Below are 26,906 nucleotides of genomic sequence, written 5' to 3'. Positions count from 1 at the left end.
AAAAACATCGGATTTTTTTATGTTTATTGAATAAATTTTTACATCATTCCTGGCATTCCACCACCCATTGGCATTCCTCCTGCGGGTGCAGTTTCTTTTATATCAACCAATGAACAAGCAGTTGTTAAAATCATACCTGCAACAGAAGCAGCATTTTCCAACGCAATTCTTGTTACTTTAGTAGGGTCAATAATACCTGCTTTTAGCATTTTAGTATATTCTCCAGTTTTGGCATTGTAACCAAAATCACCTTTCCCTTCCATAACTTTAGCAACTACAACTGAACCTTCACCGCCTGCATTTTCAACAATTTGACGTAATGGTTCTTCAATTGCTCTTGCTAAAATTTTAACACCTGTTAGTTCGTCTAAATTATCGGTAGTAAGAGTTTTTAAAACTTCTATAGTTCTTACTAAAGCAACACCACCACCAGCAACAATACCTTCTTCAACAGCAGCACGAGTAGCATGAAGAGCATCATCAACTCTGTCCTTTTTCTCTTTCATTTCAACCTCACTAGCAGCACCAACATATAATACAGCAACACCACCAGCTAATTTAGCTAAACGTTCTTGTAATTTTTCTTTATCATAATCTGAAGTTGTAGTTTCAATTTGAGCTTTAATTTGTGCAACTCTACCTTTTATATCTTCAGCATTTCCAGCACCATTAACAATTGTAGTATTGTCTTTATCTATAGTAACTCTTTCAGCAGTACCTAACATTTCAAGTGTTGCTTTTTCTAAAGTTAAACCTCTTTCTTCAGCAATTACAGTACCACCTGTTAAGATTGCAACATCTTCTAACATTGCTTTTCTTCTGTCACCAAAACCTGGAGCTTTAACAGCTGCAATTTTTAGCGCACCACGTAATTTGTTCATTACTAAAGTAGCTAAAGCTTCACCTTCAACATCTTCAGCAATTATTAATAATGGTCTTCCACTTTGGGCAACAGGTTCTAGAATTGGTAATAAATCTTTAAGATTTGTAATTTTCTTGTCGAATAACAAAATATAAGGATTTTCTAAATCGGTTAACATTTTGTCAGCATTGGTAACGAAATATGGAGATAGATAACCTCTGTCAAATTGCATTCCTTCAACAATATCTACATAAGTAGATGTTCCTTTCGCTTCTTCAACAGTAATAACACCTTCTTTACCAACTTTTTCAAAAGCTTGTGCAATTAAATCACCAATAGTTTCATCGTTATTCGATGAAATTGAAGCTACTTGTTTTATTTTATCAGATTTGTTACCAACTTCTTGAGATTGCTCTCTTAAATTTTTCACAATAGCTTCAACAGCTTTGTCAATACCACGTTTTAAATCTAAAGGATTTGCACCAGCGGCAACATTCTTTAAACCTTCTTTTACAATTGCTTGTGCTAAAACAGTTGCAGTTGTAGTTCCATCACCTGCTAAATCATTAGTTCTTGAAGCAACTTCTTTCACCATTTGAGCACCCATATTTTCTAAAGGATCTTCTAGTTCAATTTCTTTTGCAACAGTTACACCATCCTTAGTAATTACAGGTCCACCAAAAGATTTTCCTATAACAACATTTCTTCCTTTTGGTCCTAATGTTACTTTAACTGCATTTGCTAAAGCATCAACACCACGCTTTAAACCGTCACGAGCTTCAATATCAAAAATTATATTTTTTGCCATCTTATTTAAGTTTTAAGTTTTAAGTTTTTAGTTTATGATTATTCTAAAAACTTAAATAAATTAATTTTAATTTTTTTGTTTTAAACGGTATACGCTTAAAGCTTTTTTTTTAAACAATTGCTAAAATATCAGATTCTCTCATGATTAAATATTCAGTACCTTCTAAAACCAGTTCAGATCCTGCATATTTACCAAATAGAACAGTATCACCAACTTTTACAGTCATTGGTTCATCTTTAGTACCTTTACCTACAGCTATTACAGTTCCTTCTTGTTGTTTTTCTTTCGCTGAATCTGGAATAATAAGTCCTGAAGCAGTTGTTGTTTCAGCTTCAAGAGGTTTTACTAAAACTCTGTCAGCTAATGGTTTAATAGTATTTTTGCTCATTTGTAATTAGTTTAAAATTTATTAATTCTGTGAATTAAACTGTCTAAAAGTATGCCAGTTCTTTAAAACTGACAAATGTACTTTTTAACTAAACTTATTGGAAACAAAAATGCCAACGTGTCATCCACATTGGCATTTAAACATTCTATATTTTTGAATATTATTGAGCTGAATCTTTTAAAGTTGTAGTTGCAGCAGGTAGTGCTGGGGCATCTTGAACTTCGCGATTTTCAATAGTGTTTTCAATTTCTGAACTTGTATCAATTGCATTTACTTTTGGCGCTACAAAATTTGATAATAAAATGAGCACAAGTAATACTATTGATAACGTCCAAGTACTTTTGTCTAAAAAATTAGTAGTATTTTGAACTCCACCTAATGATTGTGTTCCACCTCCACCAAAAGAAGAAGATAATCCTCCACCTTTAGGATTTTGTACCATAATAATTAGAATTAGCAAAAATGCTACGATCATAATTAGAATTAAAAATAATGTATACGTCATGACTTGTTTCTTTGTAAAATTTTTATTGCTTTAATTCGGTCTGCAAAGAAACTACTTTTTTCTGGATATTTCAAACATAAAATGTGATATGCTTTAATTGCATTTTCATACTTCTTTTGTTCTAAGTATACTTTAGCTAACGTTTCAGTCATTAAACTATCATTTTCTTTAGAACTTTCAATAGATATGTCAAAATTTATAGCATTTTTATCAACAGGTTTTATTTTCGGATTTGACTCAATAAATTTATCTATAGCGCTAAATTTATCATTCTTTTTTTGGTCTCTAACAATTGGTTTTTGGCTAATTAATTGCATCCATTCATTAAATGAGTGCGGTTCAGCACTATTAAATGGAATTGGTTTGCCAATTTGTAAAATCTCAGTTGCTTTTTGTGTGACGTTTTCAATTTTCTCTTCTATAATTAATAGAGGTTCAATTTTTTCAACTTCAGCAGCTACAGTATCGGTTATTTTTTTATGTAATACTTTAATAGTTTCAGCATCAATAATTTCAAGATCTTCTATTGGTTCAACTTTTGTAATTGTTTTATTAATAAATATAGGAGATGTAATAAAATTAAAAAGTACTCTTCTATCTATAGTATAAGCAGCAGTTTTTTTTAATGTTGGGTTGTATTTATAACTATTAGTTTTGTTGAGTCCTTTTAATAATAATGCTCTAGCAGACTGAAAATAAGGAAATTCACTAACAATTTCTTCTAATTGCTGAGTTTTTAAAGAATTTATAGTTTCAGGATTTTGTAAAATGTTTATGTATTGTGAGCTATTCATAAAATTACCACTTTGCTACTGAAGCATTAAAAATATCTTGGGTTATGCGTTCTAAAATTTCATTAAAAGCATCATCTAATGTTCCACCTGTTAATTGTGCATTGGCATCATAATCATAATAATGAGAAAAAGTTTTCTCAAAATTATCTTCTTCTAACTTATTGTTAAAAAAGCGAACATTCACTGTAATAGTAAGTCGGTTTTGTGCAGCAGTTTGTTGTGCTGTTGCGGTCATTGGATTAATTTTATATCCAGTTATTTCTCCTTCAAATTGTAAATCTCCGCCTGATTTCACTAAAGTTAAATTGGTTTGTGTTGTAAATAAATCTTGAAATTTAATTGTAAATTCTTGACTTAAAGAAGGTTCAACTAAAACAGCATTGTTAGGGAAATAATCTATTTGTACTGTTTTTACATCGGGATGTAAATTAGTTCCTGTGAATGAATATATCCCACAACTTTGAGTTGCAAAAACTAATAAAAATAAAATGGTGTAATTAAGTTTTTTCATTAAATTATTTTAAACCTGTTTAGTATAACTAAGAATTAAATTCAAAGTTAATTATTTAAACTATAAATCGTATTGTTTTATTTTGCGATATAAAGTTCTTTCGGAAATGCCTAATTCTTTTGCTGCCAGTTTTCGTTTGCCTTGGTTTTTTTCTAACGATTTTTTTATTAATTCAATTTCTTTACTTTGAATAGATAAACTTTCATCATCATCAACTGTTTCAGCGAATTCATAATCGTCATCAAAATTAAATTTTTCATTAATACGAACAACTTCAACTTGATTATTATTATTATTATCTAATTCTGAAGAATCTTCTTTATATATTTTTTTAATTAGGCTTTTATTTTCTTCTTGAACTTTATGATTGTCTCCACTTTTCATTAAATCAAGTGTTAACTTTTTTAAATCGTTAATATCATTTCGCATATCAAACAATACTTTATACATGATATCTCGTTCGTTTGCAAAATTACTACTTGAATTTTTTTGATCTATAACTGAAGGTAGATTAGTTCCTTTACTTGGTAAATATTGTAGCAGTTTTTCGGAAGAAATTTCTCTATTTTCTTCAACTACTGAAATTTGCTCAGCAATGTTACGCAACTGTCTAATATTCCCAGGGAAACCATAATTTTCGAGCATTTTTATAGCATTATTAGAAAGCCTAACCGTTGGCATTTTATATTTTTGAGCGAAATCTGCTGCAAATTTTCTAAATAACAAATGTATATCACCAACACGATCTCTTAATGGAGGTAAGTGTATTTCAATAGTGCTTAAACGATAGTATAAATCTTCTCTAAATTTTCCTTTTCCAATTGCTTGATGCATATTTAGGTTAGTTGCAGCAACAATACGAACATTTGTTTTTTCTACTTGTGAAGAGCCAACTTTAATAAATTCACCATTTTCTAATACACGCAACAATCTAACTTGAGTTGTTAGCGGTAATTCACCAACTTCATCTAAAAAAATTGTGCCACCATCAGCTACTTCAAAATAGCCTTTACGTGCGGCAGTTGCACCTGTAAACGAACCCTTTTCGTGTCCGAATAGTTCACTGTCAATAGTTCCTTCAGGAATTGCACCACAGTTTACAGCAATATATTTGGCGTGTTTTCGATGTGATAAATTATGAATTATCTTTGGGATACTCTCCTTACCAACACCACTTTCACCTGTAACTAATACAGAAATATCTGTTGGAGCAACTCTAATTGCTTTTTCTAAAGCTCGGTTTAAATGAATATCGTTTCCAATAATTTCAAAACGTTGTTTTATTGCTTGTAATGAGTCCATAGTTTTAAATTCTTTTTCCTAGAAGCGTTGCTGAAGTACAATCTTCAATATATACGTTCACAAAATCACCGATTTTTTCATCTCCTTTAGGGAAAACAGCAACCGCATTTTGTGAATTTCTACCTTTCCAATGTGCGTCAGATTTTTTTGAAGAACCTTCAATTAAAATTTCAACAGTTTTTCCAACAAATTGTTCTAAATGGAATAAACTGTGTTTTTGTTGCACTAAAATTATTTCAGCTAAACGTCTTTTTTTGACTTCAAGTGGAATATCATCTTCCATTTTTTTAGCTGCAGGAGTTCCAGGTCGTTCAGAGTACGCAAACATAAAACCGAAGTCGTATTTTACATATTCTAATAAACTTAATGTTTCTTGATGTTCTTCTTCAGTTTCCCCACAAAAACCTGTCATCATATCTTGTGATAACGCGCAATCAGGAATTATTTTTTTAATGTTATCAATTAATTCCATATACTCTTCACGCGTATGTTGTCTATTCATTCTTTTTAATACAGAAGTACTTCCAGATTGAACAGGTAAATGAACGTAATTACAAATATTCTCATGTTTTGCCATGGTATAAATTACGTCTAAATTCATATCCTGAGGATTTGATGTGGAAAATCGAATTCTTATTTTTGGAAATGCAATAGCCACCATATCAAGTAAATTAGCAAAGCTAATTGCAGTTGTTTGTGCAATTTCAGAAGCATTTTTAAAATCTTTTTTTAAACCACCACCATACCAAAGGTAACTATCTACATTTTGACCTAAAAGTGTAATTTCTTTATAATTTTGCTCGCTAAGTTGATTAATTTCTTCTAAAATACTTTTAGGTTCTCGGCTGCGTTCTCGTCCTCTTGTAAATGGAACTACACAAAAAGTACACATATTATCACAACCTCTGGTAATAGATACAAATGCTGAAACACCATTGCTATTTAATCTAACGGGAGAGACATCTCCATAGGTTTCTTCTTTAGATAATAGTACATTTACAGCATCACGCCCTTCATTTATTTCTTGTAATAAATTAGGTAAATCCCTGTAAGCATCTGGCCCAACAACTAAATCAACTATTTTTTCTTCTTCTAAAAACTTTTCTTTTAATCGTTCAGCCATACAACCTAAAACACCAACTTTCATTTTAGGATTTATCTTTTTTATAGCGTTGTATTTTTCTAAACGTTTACGAACCGTTTGTTCAGCTTTTTCTCTAATTGAGCAGGTATTTACTAAAACTAAATCAGCTTCTTCAATTAAATGAGTGGTGTTATATCCTTGTTCAGATAGTATTGCTGCTACAATTTCACTATCATTTAAATTCATAGCACAACCATAACTTTCAATATATAGCTTTTTACTGTTACCTTCTATTTGATTGGTCAAAAGTGCTTGACCTTGGTTTTTTTCTACGATTACTTTTTCTTGACTCATATATCTTTTATTCAACGGCAAATATAATTCATTTTTTTGAAATGCGCCATATTGGCAGAATTTTAACAGGTAAAGTATTTGTTAAAATAAGGGGTTTTTGAAGATAAAAAGTTCCATTTAAAAAAATCTATATACTTTTGCAATCGAAAATCTCAATTTGAATTAAAATTATTTTGAGTATGAGAATGTTTTTATTGAGAGTTTAAAAATTATAACAAAAGATATATGGCGAAGAATTTAGTAATAGTTGAGTCACCTGCAAAAGCAAAAACAATAGAGAATTTTTTAGGTAAAGATTTTCAAGTGGAATCAAGTTTTGGACATATTGCAGATTTACCTTCAAAAGAAATAGGGATAAATGTTGAGGGTGATTTTATGCCAGAATATATTGTACCAAGTGATAAAAAAGCGCTGGTTAAAAAATTAAAAGATTTAGCTAAAAAAGCTGATACAGTTTGGTTGGCATCGGATGAGGATCGTGAAGGAGAAGCTATTGCATGGCATTTATTTGAGCAATTAAACCTAAAAGAAGCCAATACAAAACGAATAGTTTTTCACGAAATAACAAAGAAAGCTATTTTAAAAGCTGTTGAAAATCCTAGAAGTATAGATTATAATTTAGTAAATGCACAACAAGCTCGTAGAGTTTTAGATAGGTTAGTAGGGTATGAATTGTCACCTGTACTTTGGCGTAAAATTAAAGGAGGTTTATCAGCAGGGAGAGTTCAATCAGTTGCAGTTCGATTAATTGTTGAAAGAGAACGAGAAATAATTGAGTTTAAATCTCAAGCATCTTATAAAGTAGTCGCTGAATTTTTAACCGAAGAAGGAAAGAAATTTAAAGCTACTTTACCTAAAAATTTCGAAACCAAAGCAAAAGCAGAATCGTTTTTGAACTCATGTATTGGGGCTGATTTTAAAGTTGAAGATCTTCAGAAAAAACCAGCTAAAAAATCACCAGCAGCACCATTCACAACTTCAACATTACAACAAGAAGCTTCAAGAAAATTAGGTTTTCCAGTGGCTAAAACAATGATGATTGCACAACGTTTGTATGAAGCAGGTTTAATTACCTATATGAGAACAGATAGTGTAAATTTATCTGAAGATGCTAAAAGTGAAGCCCAAGAAGAAATTATAACATCATACGGCAAGGAATTTAGTAAACCCCGAAATTTTAGTAACAAAACTAAAGGCGCACAGGAAGCTCACGAAGCAATTAGACCAACTAATATGAGTCAACAAACTGTTTCTATTGATTTTGATCAAGACAGATTGTATAGCTTAATTTGGAAAAGAACCATTGCTTCTCAAATGAGTGATGCTGAATTAGAACGTACAAATGTTAAAATATCAAACACCAAAAATTCTAAAGTTCTTACTGCAAATGGGGAAATGATAAAGTTTGAAGGGTTTTTAAAAGTATATTTAGAAGGAACTGATAATGAAGATGATGAGCAAGAAGGAATGTTACCTAATATGACGAATGGAGAAACTTTAGTGAATGAATATATTACAGCAACCGAACGTTATACGAAAGCGCCATACAGATATACGGAAGCTTCTTTGGTGAAAAACCTTGAAGAATTAGGGATTGGTCGTCCATCAACATATGCACCTACAATTTCAACAATTCAACGAAGACAATATGTTGAAAAAGGAACTATTGAAGGAACAGATAGAAATTATACACAGTTAAAATTAGAAAATCAAAAAGTAACTTTAGCAACTTTAACAGAAAAGGTAGGTTCAGATAAAGGAAAATTAATTCCTACAGATATAGGAAATATTGTAACTGACTTTTTAGTAGAAAATTTTTCTAATATTTTAGATTTTGGGTTTACAGCCAAAGTAGAATCTGAATTTGATGATATTGCTGAAGGAAAGGAGGATTGGATTTCAATGATTAAAGACTTCTACAATAAATTTCATCCTATAGTTGAAGATGTTGCAGCAAATGCTGACCGTGCAAAAGGAGAACGTTTATTAGGGGTAGATCCAGAAAGTGGTAAAAATGTATATGCACGTTTAGGAAGATTTGGAGCGATGGTTCAAATTGGAGAAGCAACCGATGAAGAAAAACCAAAGTTTGCCAGTTTACAAGGAGATCAAACACTTACATCTATTACCTATAAAGAAGCAATGGACTTATTTAAACTTCCTAAAACCATTGGAGGATATGAAGATATTGAAATTATTGTAGCTAATGGTCGTTTTGGTCCCTATATAAAGTATGATACTATGTTTATTTCAATTCCAAAAGATGAAAATCCAATGTCAATTGATCTCAATAGAGCTATAGAGTTAATTCAAGAAAAGCAAGAAGCTGATGCGCCAATTGCAGAATATGATAATTTACCAGTTCAAAAAGGAGTTGGACGCTTTGGTCCATTTTTAAAATGGAATGGTATTTTCATAAATGTGAGTAAAAAATACGATTTTGATAATTTAACCAAAGAAAATATTGTTGAATTAATTGAAGATAAAAAAAGAAAAGATATTGAAAAAGTTTTGCATAATTGGGAAGAAGAAGGCATTAGAGTTGAAAAAGCACGTTGGGGAAGATCAAATATTTTAAAAGGAAAATTAAAAATTGAATTACCAAAAACGGTTGATGCAACTAAACTAACCCTTGAAGAAGTTAAAGATATAATTGAGAAAAAAACCCCAAAAAAGAAAGTAACTAAGAAAGTAACTAAGAAAATAGCAAAGGGCAAAATTACGAAAAAATAATTTTTTTGATTAACTTGCTCCAAATTAGAAAAAGATAACAACCCCTAATCAATGAATTTCGAATATCTTAATCCTGTTGATGAAACATTATTGATTCATGCCAAAATGCAATCCAGTCAAGCTTTTGGTCAATGTATCGAAATTTATACTGCGCAAAATGGTTTTCCAGATTTAACAAATAAGAAAATAGCAATTGTAGGAGTACAAGAAGGAAGAGCTTCTGTAGGTAATTATGGAACTGGCTCTAATTTAAATGAAATTAGAAAAGAATTATACAAACTTTACCCAGGTAATTGGCCAGTTAGTGTTGTTGATTTAGGGAATATTCAACAAGGAAATACAATTGACGATACTTATTTTGCTTTAGGTAACTTATTATCCTATTTAATTAAAAATAAAATTATTCCTATCGTAATTGGTGGAAGTCAGGATTTAACCTATGCAAATTATAGAGCATATGATACACTTGAACAAACAGTTAACATAGTAGCTGTAGATAATAAATTTGATTTAGGTTCTATTGAAGATGAATTAACTTCGCAGTCATATTTGAGTAAAATTGTGATGAATCAGCCAAATAACTTATTCAATTATAGTAATATAGGTTACCAAACTTATTACAATTCTCAAGAAGAAATAGATTTATTGGATAGTTTGTTTTTTGATACCTATAGATTGGGAGAAATTGCAAACTCCATTCAACTTGTTGAGCCTTTAATGAGAGATGCAGATATTGTGAGTATAGATTTATCTGCAATTAAAAATGCAGATGCACCTGCAAATAAGAATGCAACGCCTAACGGGTTTTCAGGAGCAGATATTTGTGCAATTTCACGTTATGCAGGCATTAGTGATAAAGTAACTTCATTTGGTATTTATGAATACAATGAAAAATTTGATAACAAAACTCAAACTGCTCAACTAATTTCACAAATGATATGGTATTTTATAGAAGGTTTTAATTATAGAGCAAAAGATTATCCTTTTGGTTTAAAAGATAATTACCAAAAATATATTGTGCCAATTGATGAACAAATACTTAACTTTCATAAAAGTAATAAGAGTGGACGTTGGTGGATGGAAATTAATTTAAATGATAATAATAAATTTAAGAGACATGCGTTAATACCATGTACTTATGAAGATTATATAAGTGCAACCCATCAGGAAATCCCTGAGAGGTGGTTAAAAACCTTAAAAAAATTAGTTTAAAAAGGTATGCTTGCATATATTAAAATTAGTTTTTTAATCTTTAAACAGATTAAAGTAAATATTGTTTTTTTAAATAATTAGTAATACGTTTGCCTAAATAGATGAAGAAAATAATTATGAAGAAAATATCATTGTATATTTTACTAGCTTTATTAGTATATAGCTGTGGTTCTAGTGACCAAGGCGAGTTGATTGGTGTGAAATCACAAAGTAAATGGCATTCACAAAAACCATTAGGAATGGTTTTAATACCAGGAGGTTCCTTCACAATGGGGAAAAGTGATGAAGATGTTGCAGGAGCGCTAAATGCACCTTCAAGAACCGTTACAGTTAGACCCTATTATATGGATGAAACGGAAATTACAAATAGTGAATATAAAGAGTTTGTATTTTGGGTTAGAGATTCAATAATAAGAACCAAATTAGCTCTATTATCAGAGTTAATGTCTGATGAAACCAATATAATTTTACCAGATTATCAATTTTCAAATCCGGACACTACAAATATGTCACCATACCAAAAGTATATGATGAATAATTATGGGAGTTTAGGAGATATAAATTCCCCATTACAAGGAAGATCATTAAACTGGGAGCAAGATTTAATTTGGGATACAAGTGAATTTCCAGATGAATATTATTCAGAAGTAATGGATACTATGTATGTGTCAATTGATAATAGTTTTGACGGGAAAAGAATTTTGGATACCAAAAAATTAAAATTCAAATACTCATGGTTGGATAGAGGTGCTGCTGCAAAAGCTAATGGAGATAGAAAAGACTTTATTAAAGATGAAATAGTAGAAGTATATCCTGATACAACTGTTTGGGTAAAAGATTTTAATTACTCTTATAACGATCCAATGCATCAAGATTATTTTTACCACCAAGCTTACGGTGATTATCCAGTTGTTGGAGTAGATTGGAAACAAGCAAAAGCATTTTGTAGTTGGAGAACCAAAAAGAAAAACGATTTTTTAAAGACTAAAAAGAAAGAAAGTTCAGTGCCATATTTTAGACTAGCAACAGAGGCTGAGTGGGAATATGCAGCTAGAGGTGGTTTAAACTATGCAACATATCCTTGGGGTGGGCCTTATACTACTACTGATAGAGGTTGCTTCTTAGCAAATTTCAAACCGAGTAGAGGTGATTATGCAGTTGACGGAGCTTTGTATACAATGGAAGCTAAATCATATAATCCAAATGATTATGGACTTTACAATATGGCAGGTAATGTTTCTGAATGGACAAATACAGCTTATAGTGAAGCGTCTTATTATATAGGTTCAACAATGAATCCAAATGTAGAAATCTCAGAAAATCACAGAAAAATTATTAGAGGAGGATCTTGGAAAGATGTAGCGTATTTTTTAGAAGTGAGTACACGAGATTATGAATATGCTGACTCATCAAGAAGCTATATTGGTTTTAGAACAGTACAAGATTTTTTAGGAACCAATATTGAAGGAAATTAAAAACAAAGCTTAACCCAAACTTAAAAATTAAAATTATGGCACAATCAAAGAATACAAAAAAATTATTTAATATGGCTTACGGTTTAGGAGCATCTGTAGTTATTATAGGGGCTCTTTTTAAACTTACACATTTCCATATAGGATTTTTAACAGGGAATGTAATGTTAGCTCTTGGTTTAGTAACAGAAGCTTTAATTTTTGCTATTTCAGCATTTGAACCTGTAGATGATGATTTAGATTGGAGTTTAGTTTACCCTGAATTAGGAGGAAGACAAGAAAGAGATAAAGATAGAAAAGAGGCAAGAGAATCACAAAGTTTACTTTCCCAAAAGTTAGATTCAATGCTTAAAGAAGCTAAATTAGATGCGGGTTTAATGCAAAGTTTAGGAGAAAGTATTCAAAATTTTAAAGGAGCTGCAGATAATATTGCGCCAGCGGTAGATTCTATAGCAGCTACTAATAGATATAGTGAACAAATGTCATTGGCAGCAGCTCAAATGGAATCTTTAAATAGTTTGTATAAAGTTCAGTTAGAAAGCTCAAGTAGACAAGCTGAAATTAATGACCAAGTTGTTATTAACTCAGAGAAATTAAAAGAACAAATGGAATCCTTAGCAACAAATCTTTCTTCATTAAACGGTGTTTATGGAGGTATGTTATCTGCAATGTCTAAAAAAAATTAATTAGTTAATTATTGACTAAATTATTAACCAAAAAAACTAATTAGAATGGCTTCAGGTAAATTATCAGCAAGGCAGAAAATGATTAACTTAATGTACTTAATCTTTATTGCTATGCTTGCAATGAATATGTCTAAGGAGGTACTTTCAGCATTTGGGTTTGTGAACGAAAAACTAGTAGATAATAATACATCTACCTCTGTAAAGAATAGTGAAATATTAGCAAATATAGCTACCAAGGCACAAGAACAACCAGAAAAATATAAATCTTTATATAATACAGCTAAAAGTGTAGATGATTTATCCAATAAATTTAATGCTTTTTTAGAAAATGAAAAGGCTTTATTTCTTGAAGAGATTGAAGATGTAAACAATTATGAATCAATGGATCAGTCAGGAGTTGTTGATGAATATTTTTTTAAAGGAGATACCTTTACTGAAGGAGGTAAGGAATTTTTAAATAATATTAACTCTTATAGAGAAGAAATAATTAAACTAGTTGGGAATAATACTTCTATTTTAGCAAATGTTAGAAAGAGATTTGATACATCTGAACAGGAAACAGAAGGAGGTATTATGCAACCTTGGTTAAATAATAGATACGAAGGTTTTCCTTTAATATCTACGATTACCAATTTAACTTCTATTCAAACCGATATCAGAACAACACAATCTGAAATTTTTGGAAACCTTTTAGGTGGTCAATTAGAAAGTGATGTCTCAATGTCAAATTATAAGACGATATTAATTCCAGAAAAATCTGCATTTTTTCAAGGTGAAAACTTTAAAGGAAAAATAGTATTGGGTCGTTATGATGCTTCATTAAAACCCGAAAAAGTAGTTGTGAATGGAATTGAAATTAAAACTATTAAAGATGGTGGTGCAGAACTTAATTTTCCAGCAGGTGCAGTAGGTGAAAGAGAAATTAAAGGAAAGTTTGTTTTTATAGAAAATGGAAAACCAGTTGAAATTGAAATTAATAGTTCATATGCAGTTATTCCAAAACCAAATAGTGCAGTAATTTCTGCAGATAAAATGAATGTTGTATATAGGGGAGTGCCAAACCCTATGACAATTTCAATACCTGGGATACCTGATAATTTAGTGACAGCAAATGGAGCTGGACTTCAAAGAGCAACAGGTTCTGGTAAATATATAATGACACCTAGTACAGGAAATGAAGTTAAAATTAGTGTTTCAGGTAAAATGCCTGATGGACAAACAGTTGCTACTTCTCAAAATTTTAGAATAAAGGATATTCCTTCTCCAAGCGGAAGTATAAGAAAACAAATGGGTTATGTTAAAATGCCTAAAACTAGTTTAGAAAATTCAACTGTAGGTGCAGAATTACCAGATTTTGATTTCGATTTAGTACTGAATACTTCAGGATTTACAATTAAAGTACCAGGACAAGGAGCGGTTGTTGTTAATGGAAGTAAAATGGATGCTCAAGCTAAAAAAGCAATTGCAAAAGCTAAAAGAGGTGATGTAATTACAATATTTGATATTAAATCTTCGTTAGTGGGTAATACATCTTATAAAATTAAAGAGGCTTCAGCAGTTAGTATAGAAATACAATAAAATATAATTTAAATGATGAATAAGAAAAATATTGGGATTTTTATTTTGGCATTTTTGCTGTTTAGCGCAACATATGCACAGTCAAATTTATTGAATGCGAAAAAACCTTCTAATATTGGCGAAAAAACCGACGAGCAATTGGCTGTTGATAATGATAAGCCATTAGAATACGGTTATATTGATGATAGAGATATTTTATGGTCTAAAGTTGTTTGGGAATATATTGATTTAAATGAACGTATTAATTTACCAATGTACTATCCTGTTGATACTACTACTGTTTCTGGAAATAGACGCTCATTATTTGATACATTACTTAGAGGTATAAAAAGTGGTGTAATAACAGAAGTTTATGATGACTCTTATTTTACAGCTAAAATGACAAAAGCTGAAATAAGCAGTAAACTATACAGAATTGATACTACAGAAGCTGGTATTGATGAATTGAATGCTGGAGCAACTAATATTGATGAATATGTTGATAAAATTAACTTAACATCTCAAGATATTGAAGGTTTTAAGATTAAAGGACTTTGGTATTTTGACAAACGCCAGGGAGAATTAAAATATCGTTTATTGGCGTTAGCGCCTATTGCACCAGATATTCAAATGATGGGGAGAGAAGATATGGATATTTCTGAGCAATTACCTTTGTTTTGGGTTTGGTTTCCAGATGCAAGGCAAACACTCCATGAAATGAAAGTTTTCAATCAAAAAAATTCAGCATACCCAATTTCATATGATCATTTGTTGAATGCCAGAAGATTTAATTCTATTATTTATAGAGAAGAAAATATTTATGGAAATAGAGATGTTGCACAGTATGTAAAAGGAAATGCATTATTCCAAGTCATTGAATCTAACAAAATTAAAGACGAAATTAGAAATAAAGAATTGGATATGTGGAATTATTAAATTCTTAAATATATAAACAAAAAACTCTTGCAGATAGCAAGAGTTTTTTGTTTTATAGCCTAAATTTACACAATGCAAGTAGATTATATAATTGTTGGATTAGGATTAGCGGGTTTAGCTTTTACAAAAGAGTTAGACAAAAATAAAAAATCATTTATAGTTTTTGAAGATCATTCTCAAAACTCTTCAATTGTTGCTGGAGGAATGTACAATCCAGTAATTTTAAAACGTTTTACACCCGTTTGGAATGCTATTGAACAATTAGAAATTGCAGTACCTTTTTATGAAGAATTGGAGAAGCAATTCAATAAAAAATACGATTTTAAAGTAAATATTTACCGAATATTTAAATCGGTTGAAGAGCAAAATAATTGGTTTATTGCTTGTGACAAACCATTGCTTTCTAATTATATGGTTTCTCAACTAATTAATAAAAATTTTGAAGGAGTTTTAGCAGCTAATGGTTTTGGAAAATTAACAAATACAGGAAGGATTGATACTAAAGCACTATTGGAGGATTATAGAAATTATTTAGCAGAAAGAAATTTATTAAAAAATGAAAGTTTTGAATATGCCGAATTAAAAATAAACGATGAAAGTGTTGAATACAAAAATATAAAAGCAGCAAAAATTATTTTTTGTGAAGGGTTTGGATTGCCCAAAAATCCATTTTTTAATTATTTACCTATGCAAGAAGCCAAAGGAGAGTTGATAACTATTCTTGCTCCTAAATTAAATGTAGATTTTTTAATTAAGGCTTCAGTATTTGTACTTCCTTTAGGTGATAATTATTTTAAAGTGGGTGCAACATTTAATTGGAAAGATAAAACGAAGCTTCCAACGGAGGAAGGGAAACAAGAATTGATTACGAAGTTAGAATCTTTTATAACAGTTCCTTACACAATTGTTGAGCATACAGCAGGAATTAGACCCACTGTAAAAGATAGAAGACCTTTAGTAGGAAAGCATCCAAAATTTAAAAATTTAGCGATTCTAAATGGATTGGGAACTCGAGGTGTAATGATAGCTCCAGTAGCGGCAAAAGCATTATACAATTATTTAGAAGAAAAAGTGGAAATTGATAAAGAGATTTCTATTGATCGTTTTCAACATCTTTGCTTAGATTAACATCGTAAGAAACAAATAGATTAATCCAAATAATTCGAGAAAGACGTATGGTAATTGGAGCTGTTAAAATTAATATAACTACAATAGGAATAAAACTTTGAAGTAAATTTAAATGAAAAACCAATGTTGATATTACAAATGTAACTATTGCAAGCCCAACCGTTAGTCCATAATTAACATACATAGCTCCATAAAAAAAAGAAGGTTCCATCATATATTTAAAACCACACTCTGAACAGTTTTCATGCATTTTAAATGCTTTGTGAAGTTTGAAAATGTTCTTTTCAATCATAAAATCACCTTCATGACATTTAGGGCATTTATTAAATAAAATGCTATATAATTTTGATCCTTTTTTAACTATTTTCATTAAATTTACGTCTAAGACTCTTTTTTTTTAAAATAAATAACTTTAATCGAGTACCAAACTTATTTATAGTAAGTTTGCATCGTTTATATAAAAAACACAAATTTACATTAAATTATAAAATACAAATGCTTAACGTACATAATTTAACGGTTTCTTTTGCCGGTTCTGATTTGTTTTCAGGAATTACTTTTAAATTAAATAAAGGAGATAGAATTGGTTTAATTGGAAAAAATGGAGCAGGAAAATCTACTCTACTAAAAGTACTTTCTAAAGATATTGAAAGTACTAGTGGAACTATGGCTTTTGATAAAGAGGTGCGTATTGGTTTTTTGCGTCAGGATATAGATTTTGTTGAAGGAAGAACAATTTTAGAAGAAGCATATCAAGCTTTTGAAGAAATTAAAGAAATAGAAATCAAATTAGATAAAATAAATCAAGAATTAGCGGAAAGAACAGATTATGAAAGTGAATACTATCATGATTTAATGGTTGATTTAAATGATTTTACACATAGATATGAATTGCTTGGAGGTTATAATTATCAAGGTAATACGGAGAAAATATTACAAGGATTAGGTTTTCAAAGAGAAGATTTTGATAAGCTAACAGATACGTTCTCAGGTGGATGGAGAATGCGTATTGAATTGGCAAAGCTATTATTACAAAATAATGATATTTTATTGTTAGATGAGCCAACAAACCATTTAGATATTGAATCTATTATTTGGTTAGAAAACTTTTTAAAAGTGTATGCAGGTGCCATTGTTTTAGTATCGCATGATAAAATGTTTTTAGATAATGTAACTAATAGAACCATTGAAATTTCTTTGGGTAAAATTTATGATTATAAAAAACCATATTCCCAGTTTTTATTATTACGCGGTGAAATAAAGGAAAAACAATTACAAGCTCAAAAAAATCAGGAAAAAGAAATTAAGGCAACGCAAGTTTTAATAGATAAATTTAGAGCCAAGGCTAACAAGGCAACTATGGCTCAATCTTTAATAAAAAAACTAGACAAAGTAGAGCGAATTGAAGTAGATGATGATGACAATGCAGTGATGAATATTCGGTTTCAAATTTCAAAAGAACCAGGGAAAGTAGTTGTTGAAGCTGAAAATCTCTCAAAGAGTTATGGCGAAAAACACGTGTTAGAAAACGTAGATTTATTAATAGAAAGAAATAGTAAAATTGCTTTTGTTGGGCAAAACGGACAAGGAAAATCTACCTTGGCAAAAATTTTAGTAGGAGAAATACCGCATGGTGGCCATTTAAAATTGGGGCATAATGTACAAATTGGGTATTTTGCTCAAAATCAATCGGAATATTTAGAGCCAGAACAAACCGTATTGGAAATTATGGAAAATGCTGCCACAGATGGTAACAGAGCCAGAGTTAGAGATATGCTAGGATCATTTTTGTTTGGGGGAGATGCGGTAGATAAAAAAGCTAAAATGTTGTCAGGTGGTGAAAGAAATAGATTAGCATTATGCAAATTGTTATTGTCTCCGTTTAATGTTTTAATTATGGATGAGCCAACTAACCATTTAGATATAGCATCAAAAAATGTCTTAAAACAAGCACTTAATAAATTTGATGGCACACTTATTTTGGTGTCGCATGATCGTGATTTTTTACAAGGGTTAGCCAGTACCGTATATGGTTTTAAAGATAAGGTGATTAAAGAATACTTAGGTGATATCGACTTTTTCTTGGAACAACATCAGCTTGAAAATTTGCGAGAGGCAGAAAAGAGAACTGTGATAGCAAAAAAACCAGAGGCTTCTAATAAAGAAGAATATAAATTATCACGAGAAGAAGAAAAAGAGCTTAAAAAATTAAAAAATAAATTATCTAAAATTGAAGCTCAAATAGATCAGTTGGAAAAAGAAATTTCAGAAATGGATGTGGATTTAGCTGAAGACTTTGAAACGACTTCTACAAAACCCAATTTTTTTGAAAACTACAAAGCAAAAAAACAAAAAGTAGAAAAATTAATGGAGGAATGGGCTGAAATTGAAGAAAAAACAGAGAATTGTTCTTAAACAATATTAATAGCAGCATACAGCAAGTTTACTTTTCGGAAATAAAAGATAAAGAAATTTCACTGTTTATAAAGCGTGAAGATGAGCTACATCCTTTTATTTCAGGAAATAAATACCGAAAATTAAAATACAATTTAATGGAAGCCGCTAAACAAAAACAGCATATGTTGTTAACTTTTGGTGGTGCATATTCTAATCATATTGCAGCAACTGCAGCGGCAGGTTTTGAACATAATTTTAAAACAATTGGTATTATTAGAGGTGATGAACTGGCTACTAATTTAGATAAAACCCTTAAAGAGAATCCAACTTTAAAATTTGCTTCAGAACACAATATGAAATTTCATTTTGTTTCAAGAAGTGAATACAGAAATAAAACCACACCTGAGTTTATTGCAAATTTAAAAGAAAAATTCGGTAATTTTTATTTAGTTCCTGAAGGGGGAACCAATAATTTTGCAGTGAAAGGATGTGAAGAAATTTTATCAGATTCTGATGAACAATACCATATAATTTGTTGTGCAATTGGAACAGGTGGTACAATTTCTGGATTGATAAACTCATCTAAAAAGCATCAAAAAATAATTGGATTTCCTGCTCTAAAAGGTGATTTCCTTCAAAAAGAAATTGAGAAACATTTACTAATAAATGATAATTGGAGTTTAAATACTGAGTATCATTTTGGTGGTTATGCTAAAATTTCAGAAGAATTAATTACTTTTATAAATAAATTTAAAAGTGAAACACAAATACCTTTAGATCCAATTTATACCGGGAAAATGTTATTTGGTATTGTAGATCTAATAAAAAAAGATTATTTTAATAAAGGAACTAAAATTTTGGCAATTCATACGGGTGGTTTGCAGGGAATTGAAGGAATGAATAATTTATTAAAAAAGAAAAATTTAACACAAATACGTTAACCTATGAAGTTGAAATATATATTGATTTGTTTGCTTATAATTGGGGTATTTTCAAGTTGTAAATCTAAAAAACGAGTTGCTTACCATCCTAAAAAAATTCAAGTCAAAGTTGTTGAAGTAATAGAGGAAAAAGAACCCATTAAAATTATTCACGAGACAAAGCCCTCTGCTACAATTTCAACATTAGAATATATTGCCTTATTTAAAGAAACCGCGATGGACGAAATGCGTGAATTTAAAGTTCCTGCAAGTATTACGCTTGCACAAGGTATTATTGAATCATCAAGTGGTAATAGTGAGTTAACAAGAAAATCAAATAATCATTTTGGAATTAAATGCCATAAAGGTTGGTTAGGAGAAGGTGTTTATCATGATGATGATGAAAAAGGGGAATGTTTTAGAAAGTACGACAACCCCTTAAATTCATTTAAAGATCATTCTTTATTTTTAACGAGTAGAGATCGGTATTCGAAATTGTTTAAATTAAAAGAAGGAGATTACATAAGTTGGGCAGAAGGATTAAGTGAAGCAGGATATGCTACCGATAGAAGATATCCCGCAAAATTAATTGCATTGATTGAAAAGTATGAGTTGCATAAATACGATACTCAAGTCTTAGGTAAAGAGTTTAAAAGTGATAAAAAAGTTGAGTTGAATAATCATATTGTTGTAAAGGGTGATACGTTGTATTCAATTTCAAAAAAATATGGTTTAACCATTAATGAACTTAAAAAAATGAATGGATTAAATTCTAATGATATCAGTATTGGGCAATCATTAAGTTTAATAAATTAACCTATAAATTTTCTTCACTATTTTTATAATTTTATTTTTAGGATTATTAATTGATTAAATATTTTAAAATCAGTATATTAGAGGTGCTGTTTTTGTCAATTTAATTCCTTCAAAAATGAGTGAATTGGAAAAGTTTATGCAGAATTTTAAAAATTGGGAATCAAGCCAGTTGCTGTTTGAGTTTGCTCAGTTTATTTCTTGGACAGCACTTATATTCTTTTTATCATGGCTAATTAGAAAAAGCATCAGTAGAAGTTTTAAAGACAATACCATTCGCTACCGTTTAAAAAAAATTGTAAGATTTGTAAGTTATATTTTTGTGTTGCTTTTACTTATTGTCACATTTACAAGTGAGTTACAGTATTTTACGGTTTCAATTGGTTTAATTAGTGCGGGTATTGCTTTTGCACTTCAAGAAGTTATATTAAGTGTTGCTGGTTGGTTTGCCATTTTTGGATCAAATATATACAAGCCAGGTGATAGAATAGAAATAAACGGCATAAAAGGAGATGTAATAGATATTGGAGTAACTAGAACTACTTTAATGGAAATAGGTGAGTGGGTTAAAAGCGATAATTACAGTGGGCGGATAGTTCAAATTAGCAATGCTTTTGTTTTTAAAGGGGCTGTTCATAATTACTCAGCCGATTTTCCTTTTGTTTGGGATGAAATAGACATTCCAATTAAATACGGGTCTGATATTACACTTGCAAACCAAATTATAGTTGATGTTGCAAAAAGATCATTGTTAAATTATACCAATTTCGCAAAAGATCATTGGAAAGTAATGGTAAGTAAATATTTAATTGAAAATGCTAATATTGATGCTACAGTAACATTTAAACTGACAGATAATTGGATAGAATTTAATCTTAGATATGTAGTTGATTTCAAAAAAAGAAGAATAACAAAAAATGAACTTTTTAAAGATATTTTGAGAGAAATTAACAAAACAAGCGGAAAAGTAACATTTGCCTCCGCTACTTTTGAAATTGTTGGAATGCCTAATCTTACTATTAATAATGAGAACCAATAAAAAAACGCTGTAATTAACAGCGTTTCTCATTTAAAACTAACAATCAAATCAAATTAAAACTAACATCTTGTGTTATAATTTCTTGGTTCTCCATTATTTTTGTGTCCTCTTTCTTTATGATTCTTATCTCCTTTAGCCAAACATTTTTTTCCATCTTTCATTCTAAATTTATAATCATTCTCCCATTTTCCAAACTGTTTTTTGGTTAGAATTTTTTTTATTTCAACTTTATTCTCCAGTTGTCTGTCTAAACGATTGTTCTGAAATTGAAAACGTTCATCATTTGTAAGTCGAACACCCTTTTTTTTGTTTTGTTTAAGAATTCTAACATTTTTTTGATGTTCTTCAGCTTGTTTTTTCTTCAAGTTATAAACAGCTTTTTGTTGATTTTTATCTAAATCAAAATGTAAAGCCATTCTTTTTGTTTGTAAAGTTGCATGTTGTTCTGGTGAAAATTCATTTTTTTGACCAATTTTATTTCTTTTTCCTTGTGCATTTATAGTTGTTGAAACTAAAAAGGCAATTGCTAAAATTCCTATTATTTTTTTCATAATTATTATAATTTTATATTGTTATACCTCTTTGACCATTTAAAATTACTAAGGTTTAAAACGTTAACACTCATTAACCTTTGTTAACAGTTTTTCAGGATTTTAATAAAATAATATGAATTACTTTATTTAGCGTATTTTTGCAAAATATGATGAATAAACTTTCAGATTGGTTGCCTACCACTAATAAAGAGGTGAAACTTAGAGGTTGGGAAGAACTAGACGTAATTCTTTTTAGTGGAGATGCGTATGTAGATCATCCTGCATTTGGACATGCAGTGGTGGGTAGAATTTTGGAAAGTTATGGATTAAGAGTCGCAATTGTTCCTCAGCCAAGTGTGAATGATAATTTACAAGATTTCACTAAAATGGGGACTCCTAAAATGTTCTTTGCAGTAACAGGTGGATGTATGGACCCCATGGTTAGTAATTATACGGCAAGTAAAAGAAGACGTGATAATGATGCATACACTCCAAATGGAGATAAAGGATTTAGACCAGATTATGCAACTACTGTTTATGCTAACATTTTAAAGGAAAAATTTCCTGATGTGCCAGTTTTAATTGGAGGTATTGAAGCTTCCTTACGGAGAGTTACACATTATGATTATTGGAGTGATACTTTAAAACCAACAATTTTAGAAGATTCAAAAGCTGATTTATTGGTATATGGTATGGGTGAACAACCTTTGCGTGAAATTGTAACTTTATTACAAAAAGGAGTTCCTTTTTCAAGTATTAAAACGGTAAATCAAACAGCATTTTTATTGAAAAATGATGAAGAAGTTCCAAAGAATAAAAATTGGAAAGATGTAAGCATTCATTCTCACGAGGTTTGTTTGAAAGATAAAAAATTGTTTGCTTCCAACTTTAAAGTGATTGAGCAAGAATCTAATAAGTTATTTGCAGATCGTATTTTTCAAAAGGTAAATACCTCTACATTGGTTATAAATCCGCCGTATCATACCATGACGGAAAAGGAGATTGATGCTTCTTTCGATTTGCCTTTTACACGTTTGCCACATCCAAAATATAATAAACGAGGACCAATTCCTGCGTTTGAAATGATAAAGTTTTCTATAAATATTCACCGTGGTTGTTTTGGAGGGTGTAGTTTTTGTACTATTTCAGCGCATCAGGGAAAATTTATTGCAAGTAGAAGTCAGGAATCTATTTTAAAAGAAGTTGACCAAGTTGCTAATATGCCCGATTTTAAAGGATATTTATCTGATATTGGAGGCCCTTCAGCAAATATGTATAAAATGAAAGGTAAGGTTCAGGAAATTTGCGACAAATGTGTTTCGCCTTCTTGTATTTCACCTGTAATTTGCCATAATTTAGATACTTCACACAAGCCTTTAACAGAATTATATAAGGCAGTTGACAAGCATCCAAAAATAAAAAAATCGTTTATAGGAAGTGGAATTCGCCACGATTTATTAGTACCAGAATTTAATAAATTAGCCGATCCAAAAGAGTTAGATGCCTATACAGAGGAAGTGATGACAAATCATGTTTCTGGGCGTTTAAAAGTGGCTCCTGAACATACCTCAGATAATGTGTTGAAATTAATGCGAAAACCTTCTTTCTCTTATTTTCATAAATTTAAAGAACGCTTTGATAAAATAAATATTCGTAAAAAGTTAAACTTGCAATTAATACCTTATTTTATTTCAAATCACCCAGCCTGTGAAGTTGAAGATATGGCAAATTTAGCTGCAGAAACAAAGGATATGGGTTTTCAGTTGGAACAAGTACAAGGATTTACACCAACACCTATGACCGTTGCAACTGTGATTTATTATAGTGGTTACCATCCATATACACTAAAACCTACACGTACGCCAAAAAGCAAGCAGGAAAAAGATGAACAACATCGTTTCTTCTTTTGGTATAAAAAAGAAAACCAACAATGGATTAGAAACACATTGACCAAAGTAGGTAGAAGTGATTTACTTCAAAGATTACTTCCTGAAAATAATTCCTGGCGGAAAAACAAGGCAGAGAAAGCTAAAGACACCTTTAATGATACTGTCACTTTCACTTCAAGAAAGAAAAATAAATTTAACTCCAAAAAGAAAAGAAAATAATTTTATCACATTAATTTATAGCTAACAAATTATACCTTAATTTTGATGTGAAGTTTAAATACCTATTAAAATGAAAAAGATTAGTTTTTTATTTTTATTACTTTCAACAGTAATTTTTGCACAAACTAAGGTTAAAGTTGATTTAAGTAATCCAAATTCAGCAATTTATACACATATATATTTTTTACAGTCAGACTCTTACGATCCTTCAAAAGCAGCAACTACTATCGCTGGTTTTGAAGGAGAAGAAGCTGAAAATTTAGCTATAAAGTTAAAGAAAATATTAGATGGGAAAGGATTGATGATTGATTTTACAAAAGTTCCAACGGATAGTATGTATACTGATTCAGCTTTATTTGATAATGCACATAAATATATATTGTTTCCCAATAGAATTCCTGAAATTTATGTTGAAAAAATAGGGAAGAACTGGTATTACTCTACTGAAACTACATCAAAAATAAATGAATTATATAGCAGTACATTTCCTTGGCATACTGAAAAGTTAAAAGAAATGATACCTGAGTTTGGTCATTATAAAATACTGAATATTGAAGTATGGCAATATTTAGGTTTGTTAATATTAATACTTATTAGTGTTGTTTTATTTTATGTACTTAAAAAAATTGTTTTTTACGTTTTGCAGAAAATTCAATACTTAATAATTCATAAAACGAGTGTAAATATTAAATTGGCTCTAAAAAAATTAACAAGACCCGTTGTATTGTTACTATTAATAGCCTTTATTAAGGTTCTTATTCCCTCATTATTCCTTCCTTTAAATGTTAATACTATTTTGTTTTTAATGTTAAATATCATGGTAACCGTATTTTGGATTTATGTATTTCTAAAACTAGTACAGGTAGTTATGAGTATTTATGCAGATTTTGCTGAATCTACGCACGGGAAATTAGACGATCAATTAGTACCTATTTTAGATAATTTTCTTACGGGAATAGTTATATTCCTCGGGTTTTTAAAACTATTAACTCTTTTTGGAATTGAACCAGTTACGGTAATTGCTGGTGCTTCAATTGGTGGTTTAGCAGTTGCATTAGCATCACAGGATACGGTTAAAAACTTGATAGGAACAGTCATGATTTTTATTGATAAACCTTTTCATATTGGTGACTGGATTGAAGCTGGAACTGTAATTGGAACGGTTGAAACTGTTGGATTTCGTTCAACTACTGTTAGAGCTGCAGATACTTCTGTTTTTCAAATACCAAATAGCGCATTATCAGAAATGGTTGTAAATAATAAAGGTTTGCGTGCTTTTCGTCGTTATCAAACTAATTTAGGAATACGATATGATACACCACCAGAGTTAATTAATGCTTTTGCACAAGGTGTTCGAAAAATTATAGATTTACATCCTGAAACACGTAGTGATGCATTTAATGTTGAGTTTTCAGGTTTTGGAGATTCAGCCTTGTTGATACTATTAAATGTTTATTTTGTACAACTAGATTGGAATCTAGAGCAATCATCTAAACATAGTTTACACATTAAAATTTTAGAATTAGCTAAAGAATTAGGGGTAGAATTTGCATTCCCATCATCAACAATTATGATAGAACAATTTCCTGAGAAAAAAGGAAGTGGTAATGGTTATAATATTGATAAAAATAGATTGGAACAAATAATAGGTGCTATTAAGTAATGTACTTACTTCTTGAAGTTTAAAAAATAGGCTGTCTGAAAAGTGAAACTTTATGTCATATTGAGCTTGTCGAAATATTTTAACTAATTGAAACTAAAGGTTAACTTCGATTGGCTTAGTTTGACAAAACGAATTTTATACACTTTTCAGACAGCCTATTTTTTTAAGTCTATTTTAAGTCTAAAATGTTAATAAATAAGTTGTTAACATAGTGTTTTGGATTCTTTATTTTCGTACGTTTATAGCACTTCTAAAAGCCTATATTTTAAAGGGTTTTAACCTGCTTTGTGAAAATAGTAGAACTTTCTCCAAATAATTGTACACTATTTTTAAATTAATTCTACTATTTTTTATATAATAATTGTACAATTATTATGAATATCTCCGTTACTTATACTAGAATTAACAAAGAATTTACCAGGTTTAACAGAGGATATACAAAGTTTTGCCTATGCGCTGTCCCAATTTAATAGTCTATTTCTTTTGAAGCCAATAGAAACGTCATTGCGACTGAAAGGAAGCAATCTCATGATTAGAACTACAAAGCAACAGATTGCTTCGTCGTAAAAAATCCTCGCAATGACGTATTGAGATTACTTCGTTGCTATCGCGCCTCGTAATAACGCCCCTATGAACCATCATTGCGATTGAAACGCAGTGGAAAGGAATCAATCTCATGAATATTAAACCTACAAAATAACAAAGAAACGTCATCTCCGGCTTAATCTGAGTTCTGCCCATTCAAGATCTATATGTTACTTTCTTACTCCGATGAAAAAGATTCCCGCATACGCGAGAATGACGATTTAATTTAAACCTTATGATACTATTTTCATTTAAAACAAAAAAAGCAGCGATTAGTAATCGCTGCTTTTTTTAAATTTATACTACTTGCTTGTTTACCAAAATAGTGGTGTTCTCTTTTTTGAAGCGTATTTTCCATTCACTCCTAAATCAAATACCAAGCTAATTTCATGAGAACCATTGTTATAGTTATTCAAATTATTGGTTAAACTATCATACGAATATCCTACTTTAAAATAATCATTTACGCGCACTTGAAACAATCCTGAAATAGATTCATCTAAACGATGTGAAATT

23 protein-coding genes are annotated in these 26,906 nt (G+C 30.2%); 13 read left to right on the top strand and 10 right to left on the bottom strand.

All coding sequences use genetic code 11. The features are described 5' to 3' along the window. Positions 1-38 precede the first annotated feature (38 nt). The 7 genes from groL to miaB all read right to left on the bottom strand — a co-directional run bounded on the left by groL (position 39) and on the right by miaB (position 6,608). The gene (gene groL, locus ABY863_RS04710) at positions 39-1,670 is read right to left on the bottom strand and encodes a chaperonin GroEL (protein WP_372793112.1); all 1,632 of its coding nucleotides are present in this window, start codon (positions 1,668-1,670) and stop codon (positions 39-41) included. 109 nt (positions 1,671-1,779) lie between these two features. Then, positions 1,780-2,058 carry a co-chaperone GroES gene (gene groES, locus ABY863_RS04705; protein WP_372793111.1) on the bottom strand — a complete coding sequence of 93 codons (279 nt, stop codon included), beginning with the start codon at positions 2,056-2,058 and terminating at the stop codon, positions 1,780-1,782. Positions 2,059-2,218: 160 nt separating this feature from the next. Beyond that, positions 2,219-2,563, bottom strand: coding sequence for a preprotein translocase subunit SecG (gene secG, locus ABY863_RS04700; protein WP_372793110.1), 345 nt, complete (start codon positions 2,561-2,563; stop codon positions 2,219-2,221). Next, positions 2,560-3,357: a hypothetical protein gene (locus tag ABY863_RS04695; protein WP_372793109.1), complete on the bottom strand. Its 798-nt coding sequence runs from the start codon at positions 3,355-3,357 to the stop codon at positions 2,560-2,562. The genes secG and ABY863_RS04695 overlap by 4 nt, the downstream gene beginning before the upstream one ends. A gap of 4 nt (positions 3,358-3,361) precedes the next feature. Next, the gene (locus ABY863_RS04690) at positions 3,362-3,868 is read right to left on the bottom strand and encodes an LptE family protein (RefSeq protein ID WP_372793108.1); all 507 of its coding nucleotides are present in this window, start codon (positions 3,866-3,868) and stop codon (positions 3,362-3,364) included. 60 nt (positions 3,869-3,928) lie between these two features. Continuing rightward, a complete protein-coding gene (locus ABY863_RS04685) occupies positions 3,929-5,170 on the bottom strand; it encodes a sigma 54-interacting transcriptional regulator (RefSeq protein ID WP_372793107.1) in 1,242 nt (413 codons plus the stop codon). A gap of 4 nt (positions 5,171-5,174) precedes the next feature. Next, positions 5,175-6,608, bottom strand: a complete 1,434-nt coding sequence (gene miaB / locus ABY863_RS04680) for a tRNA (N6-isopentenyl adenosine(37)-C2)-methylthiotransferase MiaB (RefSeq protein WP_372793106.1) — start codon at positions 6,606-6,608, stop codon at positions 5,175-5,177. Positions 6,609-6,833: 225 nt separating this feature from the next. On the opposite strand from miaB, the gene topA reads away from it, so the two are divergent. The 7 genes from topA to ABY863_RS04645 all read left to right on the top strand — a co-directional run bounded on the left by topA (position 6,834) and on the right by ABY863_RS04645 (position 16,332). Continuing rightward, on the top strand, positions 6,834-9,341 hold the full coding sequence (gene topA / locus ABY863_RS04675; RefSeq protein WP_372793105.1) for a type I DNA topoisomerase: 2,508 nt from the start codon (positions 6,834-6,836) through the stop codon (positions 9,339-9,341). Between the two features lie 51 nt (positions 9,342-9,392). Continuing rightward, a complete protein-coding gene (locus tag ABY863_RS04670) occupies positions 9,393-10,553 on the top strand; it encodes a formimidoylglutamase (protein ID WP_372793104.1) in 1,161 nt (386 codons plus the stop codon). Positions 10,554-10,669: 116 nt separating this feature from the next. Next, on the top strand, positions 10,670-12,028 hold the full coding sequence (gene gldK / locus ABY863_RS04665) for a gliding motility lipoprotein GldK (protein ID WP_372793124.1): 1,359 nt from the start codon (positions 10,670-10,672) through the stop codon (positions 12,026-12,028). 35 nt (positions 12,029-12,063) lie between these two features. Then, positions 12,064-12,711, top strand: coding sequence for a gliding motility protein GldL (gldL, locus tag ABY863_RS04660; RefSeq protein WP_372793103.1), 648 nt, complete (start codon positions 12,064-12,066; stop codon positions 12,709-12,711). Between the two features lie 45 nt (positions 12,712-12,756). Further along, positions 12,757-14,289 (top strand): gliding motility protein GldM, encoded by a 1,533-nt coding sequence (gene gldM / locus ABY863_RS04655; RefSeq protein WP_372793102.1) that lies wholly within the window; start codon positions 12,757-12,759, stop codon positions 14,287-14,289. 12 nt (positions 14,290-14,301) lie between these two features. Further along, the gene (gene gldN, locus ABY863_RS04650; protein ID WP_372793101.1) at positions 14,302-15,204 is read left to right on the top strand and encodes a gliding motility protein GldN; all 903 of its coding nucleotides are present in this window, start codon (positions 14,302-14,304) and stop codon (positions 15,202-15,204) included. Positions 15,205-15,276: 72 nt separating this feature from the next. After that, the gene (locus tag ABY863_RS04645; RefSeq protein ID WP_372793100.1) at positions 15,277-16,332 is read left to right on the top strand and encodes an NAD(P)/FAD-dependent oxidoreductase; all 1,056 of its coding nucleotides are present in this window, start codon (positions 15,277-15,279) and stop codon (positions 16,330-16,332) included. On the opposite strand, the gene ABY863_RS04640 is transcribed toward ABY863_RS04645, so the two are convergent. After that, entirely contained in the window at positions 16,298-16,702 is a 405-nt protein-coding gene (locus ABY863_RS04640) for a DUF983 domain-containing protein (RefSeq protein ID WP_372793099.1), read from the bottom strand. The genes ABY863_RS04645 and ABY863_RS04640 overlap by 35 nt on opposite strands. Positions 16,703-16,827: 125 nt before the next feature. Between ABY863_RS04640 and ABY863_RS04635 the strand changes: the two genes are divergently transcribed. From ABY863_RS04635 to ABY863_RS04620, 4 genes are all read left to right on the top strand, one after another. Next, the gene (locus ABY863_RS04635) at positions 16,828-18,747 is read left to right on the top strand and encodes an ABC-F family ATP-binding cassette domain-containing protein (protein ID WP_372793098.1); all 1,920 of its coding nucleotides are present in this window, start codon (positions 16,828-16,830) and stop codon (positions 18,745-18,747) included. Continuing rightward, the gene (locus tag ABY863_RS04630; RefSeq protein ID WP_372793097.1) at positions 18,738-19,670 is read left to right on the top strand and encodes a 1-aminocyclopropane-1-carboxylate deaminase/D-cysteine desulfhydrase; all 933 of its coding nucleotides are present in this window, start codon (positions 18,738-18,740) and stop codon (positions 19,668-19,670) included. The genes ABY863_RS04635 and ABY863_RS04630 overlap by 10 nt, the downstream gene beginning before the upstream one ends. Before the next feature lie 3 nt (positions 19,671-19,673). Then, the gene (locus ABY863_RS04625) at positions 19,674-20,465 is read left to right on the top strand and encodes a glucosaminidase domain-containing protein (RefSeq protein WP_372793096.1); all 792 of its coding nucleotides are present in this window, start codon (positions 19,674-19,676) and stop codon (positions 20,463-20,465) included. Between the two features lie 115 nt (positions 20,466-20,580). Then, entirely contained in the window at positions 20,581-21,501 is a 921-nt protein-coding gene (locus ABY863_RS04620) for a mechanosensitive ion channel family protein (protein ID WP_372793095.1), read from the top strand. A 59-nt stretch (positions 21,502-21,560) separates the two neighbouring features. Here ABY863_RS04620 and ABY863_RS04615 read toward each other — a convergent pair whose 3' ends face one another. Further along, complete coding sequence (locus tag ABY863_RS04615; RefSeq protein ID WP_372793094.1) at positions 21,561-22,052, bottom strand: hypothetical protein; 492 nt, start codon at positions 22,050-22,052, stop codon at positions 21,561-21,563. Between the two features lie 149 nt (positions 22,053-22,201). Here ABY863_RS04615 and ABY863_RS04610 point away from each other — a divergent pair, with 149 nt between their 5' ends. Next, positions 22,202-24,142 (top strand): YgiQ family radical SAM protein, encoded by a 1,941-nt coding sequence (locus tag ABY863_RS04610; protein WP_372793093.1) that lies wholly within the window; start codon positions 22,202-22,204, stop codon positions 24,140-24,142. A 70-nt stretch (positions 24,143-24,212) separates the two neighbouring features. Beyond that, positions 24,213-25,805, top strand: coding sequence for a mechanosensitive ion channel family protein (locus tag ABY863_RS04605; protein ID WP_372793092.1), 1,593 nt, complete (start codon positions 24,213-24,215; stop codon positions 25,803-25,805). A gap of 899 nt (positions 25,806-26,704) precedes the next feature. Here ABY863_RS04605 and ABY863_RS04600 read toward each other — a convergent pair. Next, positions 26,705-26,906, bottom strand: a 202-nt coding sequence (locus ABY863_RS04600) for a type IX secretion system membrane protein PorP/SprF (protein WP_372793091.1), incomplete at its 5' end; no start/stop codon positions are given.

This window comes from Lutibacter sp. (assembly GCF_041562875.1).
GTDB lineage: Bacteria > Bacteroidota > Bacteroidia > Flavobacteriales > Flavobacteriaceae > Lutibacter.
The sequence above is the reverse complement of the archived record's forward strand: the minus strand, read 5'-3'. Positions and strand labels throughout refer to the sequence as shown.

Excerpts from the sequence above, each read along its gene's own strand:
- groL (WP_372793112.1), bottom strand. The coding sequence starts at position 1,670 with ATGGCAAAAAATATAATTTTTGATATTGAAGCTCGTGACGGTTTAAAG.
- groES (WP_372793111.1), bottom strand. The coding sequence starts at position 2,058 with ATGAGCAAAAATACTATTAAACCATTAGCTGACAGAGTTTTAGTAAAA.
- secG (WP_372793110.1), bottom strand. The coding sequence starts at position 2,563 with ATGACGTATACATTATTTTTAATTCTAATTATGATCGTAGCATTTTTG.
- ABY863_RS04695 (WP_372793109.1), bottom strand. The coding sequence starts at position 3,357 with ATGAATAGCTCACAATACATAAACATTTTACAAAATCCTGAAACTATA.
- ABY863_RS04690 (WP_372793108.1), bottom strand. The coding sequence starts at position 3,868 with ATGAAAAAACTTAATTACACCATTTTATTTTTATTAGTTTTTGCAACT.
- ABY863_RS04685 (WP_372793107.1), bottom strand. The coding sequence starts at position 5,170 with ATGGACTCATTACAAGCAATAAAACAACGTTTTGAAATTATTGGAAAC.
- miaB (WP_372793106.1), bottom strand. The coding sequence starts at position 6,608 with ATGAGTCAAGAAAAAGTAATCGTAGAAAAAAACCAAGGTCAAGCACTT.
- topA (WP_372793105.1), top strand. The coding sequence starts at position 6,834 with ATGGCGAAGAATTTAGTAATAGTTGAGTCACCTGCAAAAGCAAAAACA.
- ABY863_RS04670 (WP_372793104.1), top strand. The coding sequence starts at position 9,393 with ATGAATTTCGAATATCTTAATCCTGTTGATGAAACATTATTGATTCAT.
- gldK (WP_372793124.1), top strand. The coding sequence starts at position 10,670 with ATGAAGAAAATATCATTGTATATTTTACTAGCTTTATTAGTATATAGC.
- gldL (WP_372793103.1), top strand. The coding sequence starts at position 12,064 with ATGGCACAATCAAAGAATACAAAAAAATTATTTAATATGGCTTACGGT.
- gldM (WP_372793102.1), top strand. The coding sequence starts at position 12,757 with ATGGCTTCAGGTAAATTATCAGCAAGGCAGAAAATGATTAACTTAATG.
- gldN (WP_372793101.1), top strand. The coding sequence starts at position 14,302 with ATGATGAATAAGAAAAATATTGGGATTTTTATTTTGGCATTTTTGCTG.
- ABY863_RS04645 (WP_372793100.1), top strand. The coding sequence starts at position 15,277 with ATGCAAGTAGATTATATAATTGTTGGATTAGGATTAGCGGGTTTAGCT.
- ABY863_RS04640 (WP_372793099.1), bottom strand. The coding sequence starts at position 16,702 with ATGAAAATAGTTAAAAAAGGATCAAAATTATATAGCATTTTATTTAAT.
- ABY863_RS04635 (WP_372793098.1), top strand. The coding sequence starts at position 16,828 with ATGCTTAACGTACATAATTTAACGGTTTCTTTTGCCGGTTCTGATTTG.
- ABY863_RS04625 (WP_372793096.1), top strand. The coding sequence starts at position 19,674 with ATGAAGTTGAAATATATATTGATTTGTTTGCTTATAATTGGGGTATTT.
- ABY863_RS04620 (WP_372793095.1), top strand. The coding sequence starts at position 20,581 with ATGAGTGAATTGGAAAAGTTTATGCAGAATTTTAAAAATTGGGAATCA.
- ABY863_RS04615 (WP_372793094.1), bottom strand. The coding sequence starts at position 22,052 with ATGAAAAAAATAATAGGAATTTTAGCAATTGCCTTTTTAGTTTCAACA.
- ABY863_RS04610 (WP_372793093.1), top strand. The coding sequence starts at position 22,202 with ATGATGAATAAACTTTCAGATTGGTTGCCTACCACTAATAAAGAGGTG.
- ABY863_RS04605 (WP_372793092.1), top strand. The coding sequence starts at position 24,213 with ATGAAAAAGATTAGTTTTTTATTTTTATTACTTTCAACAGTAATTTTT.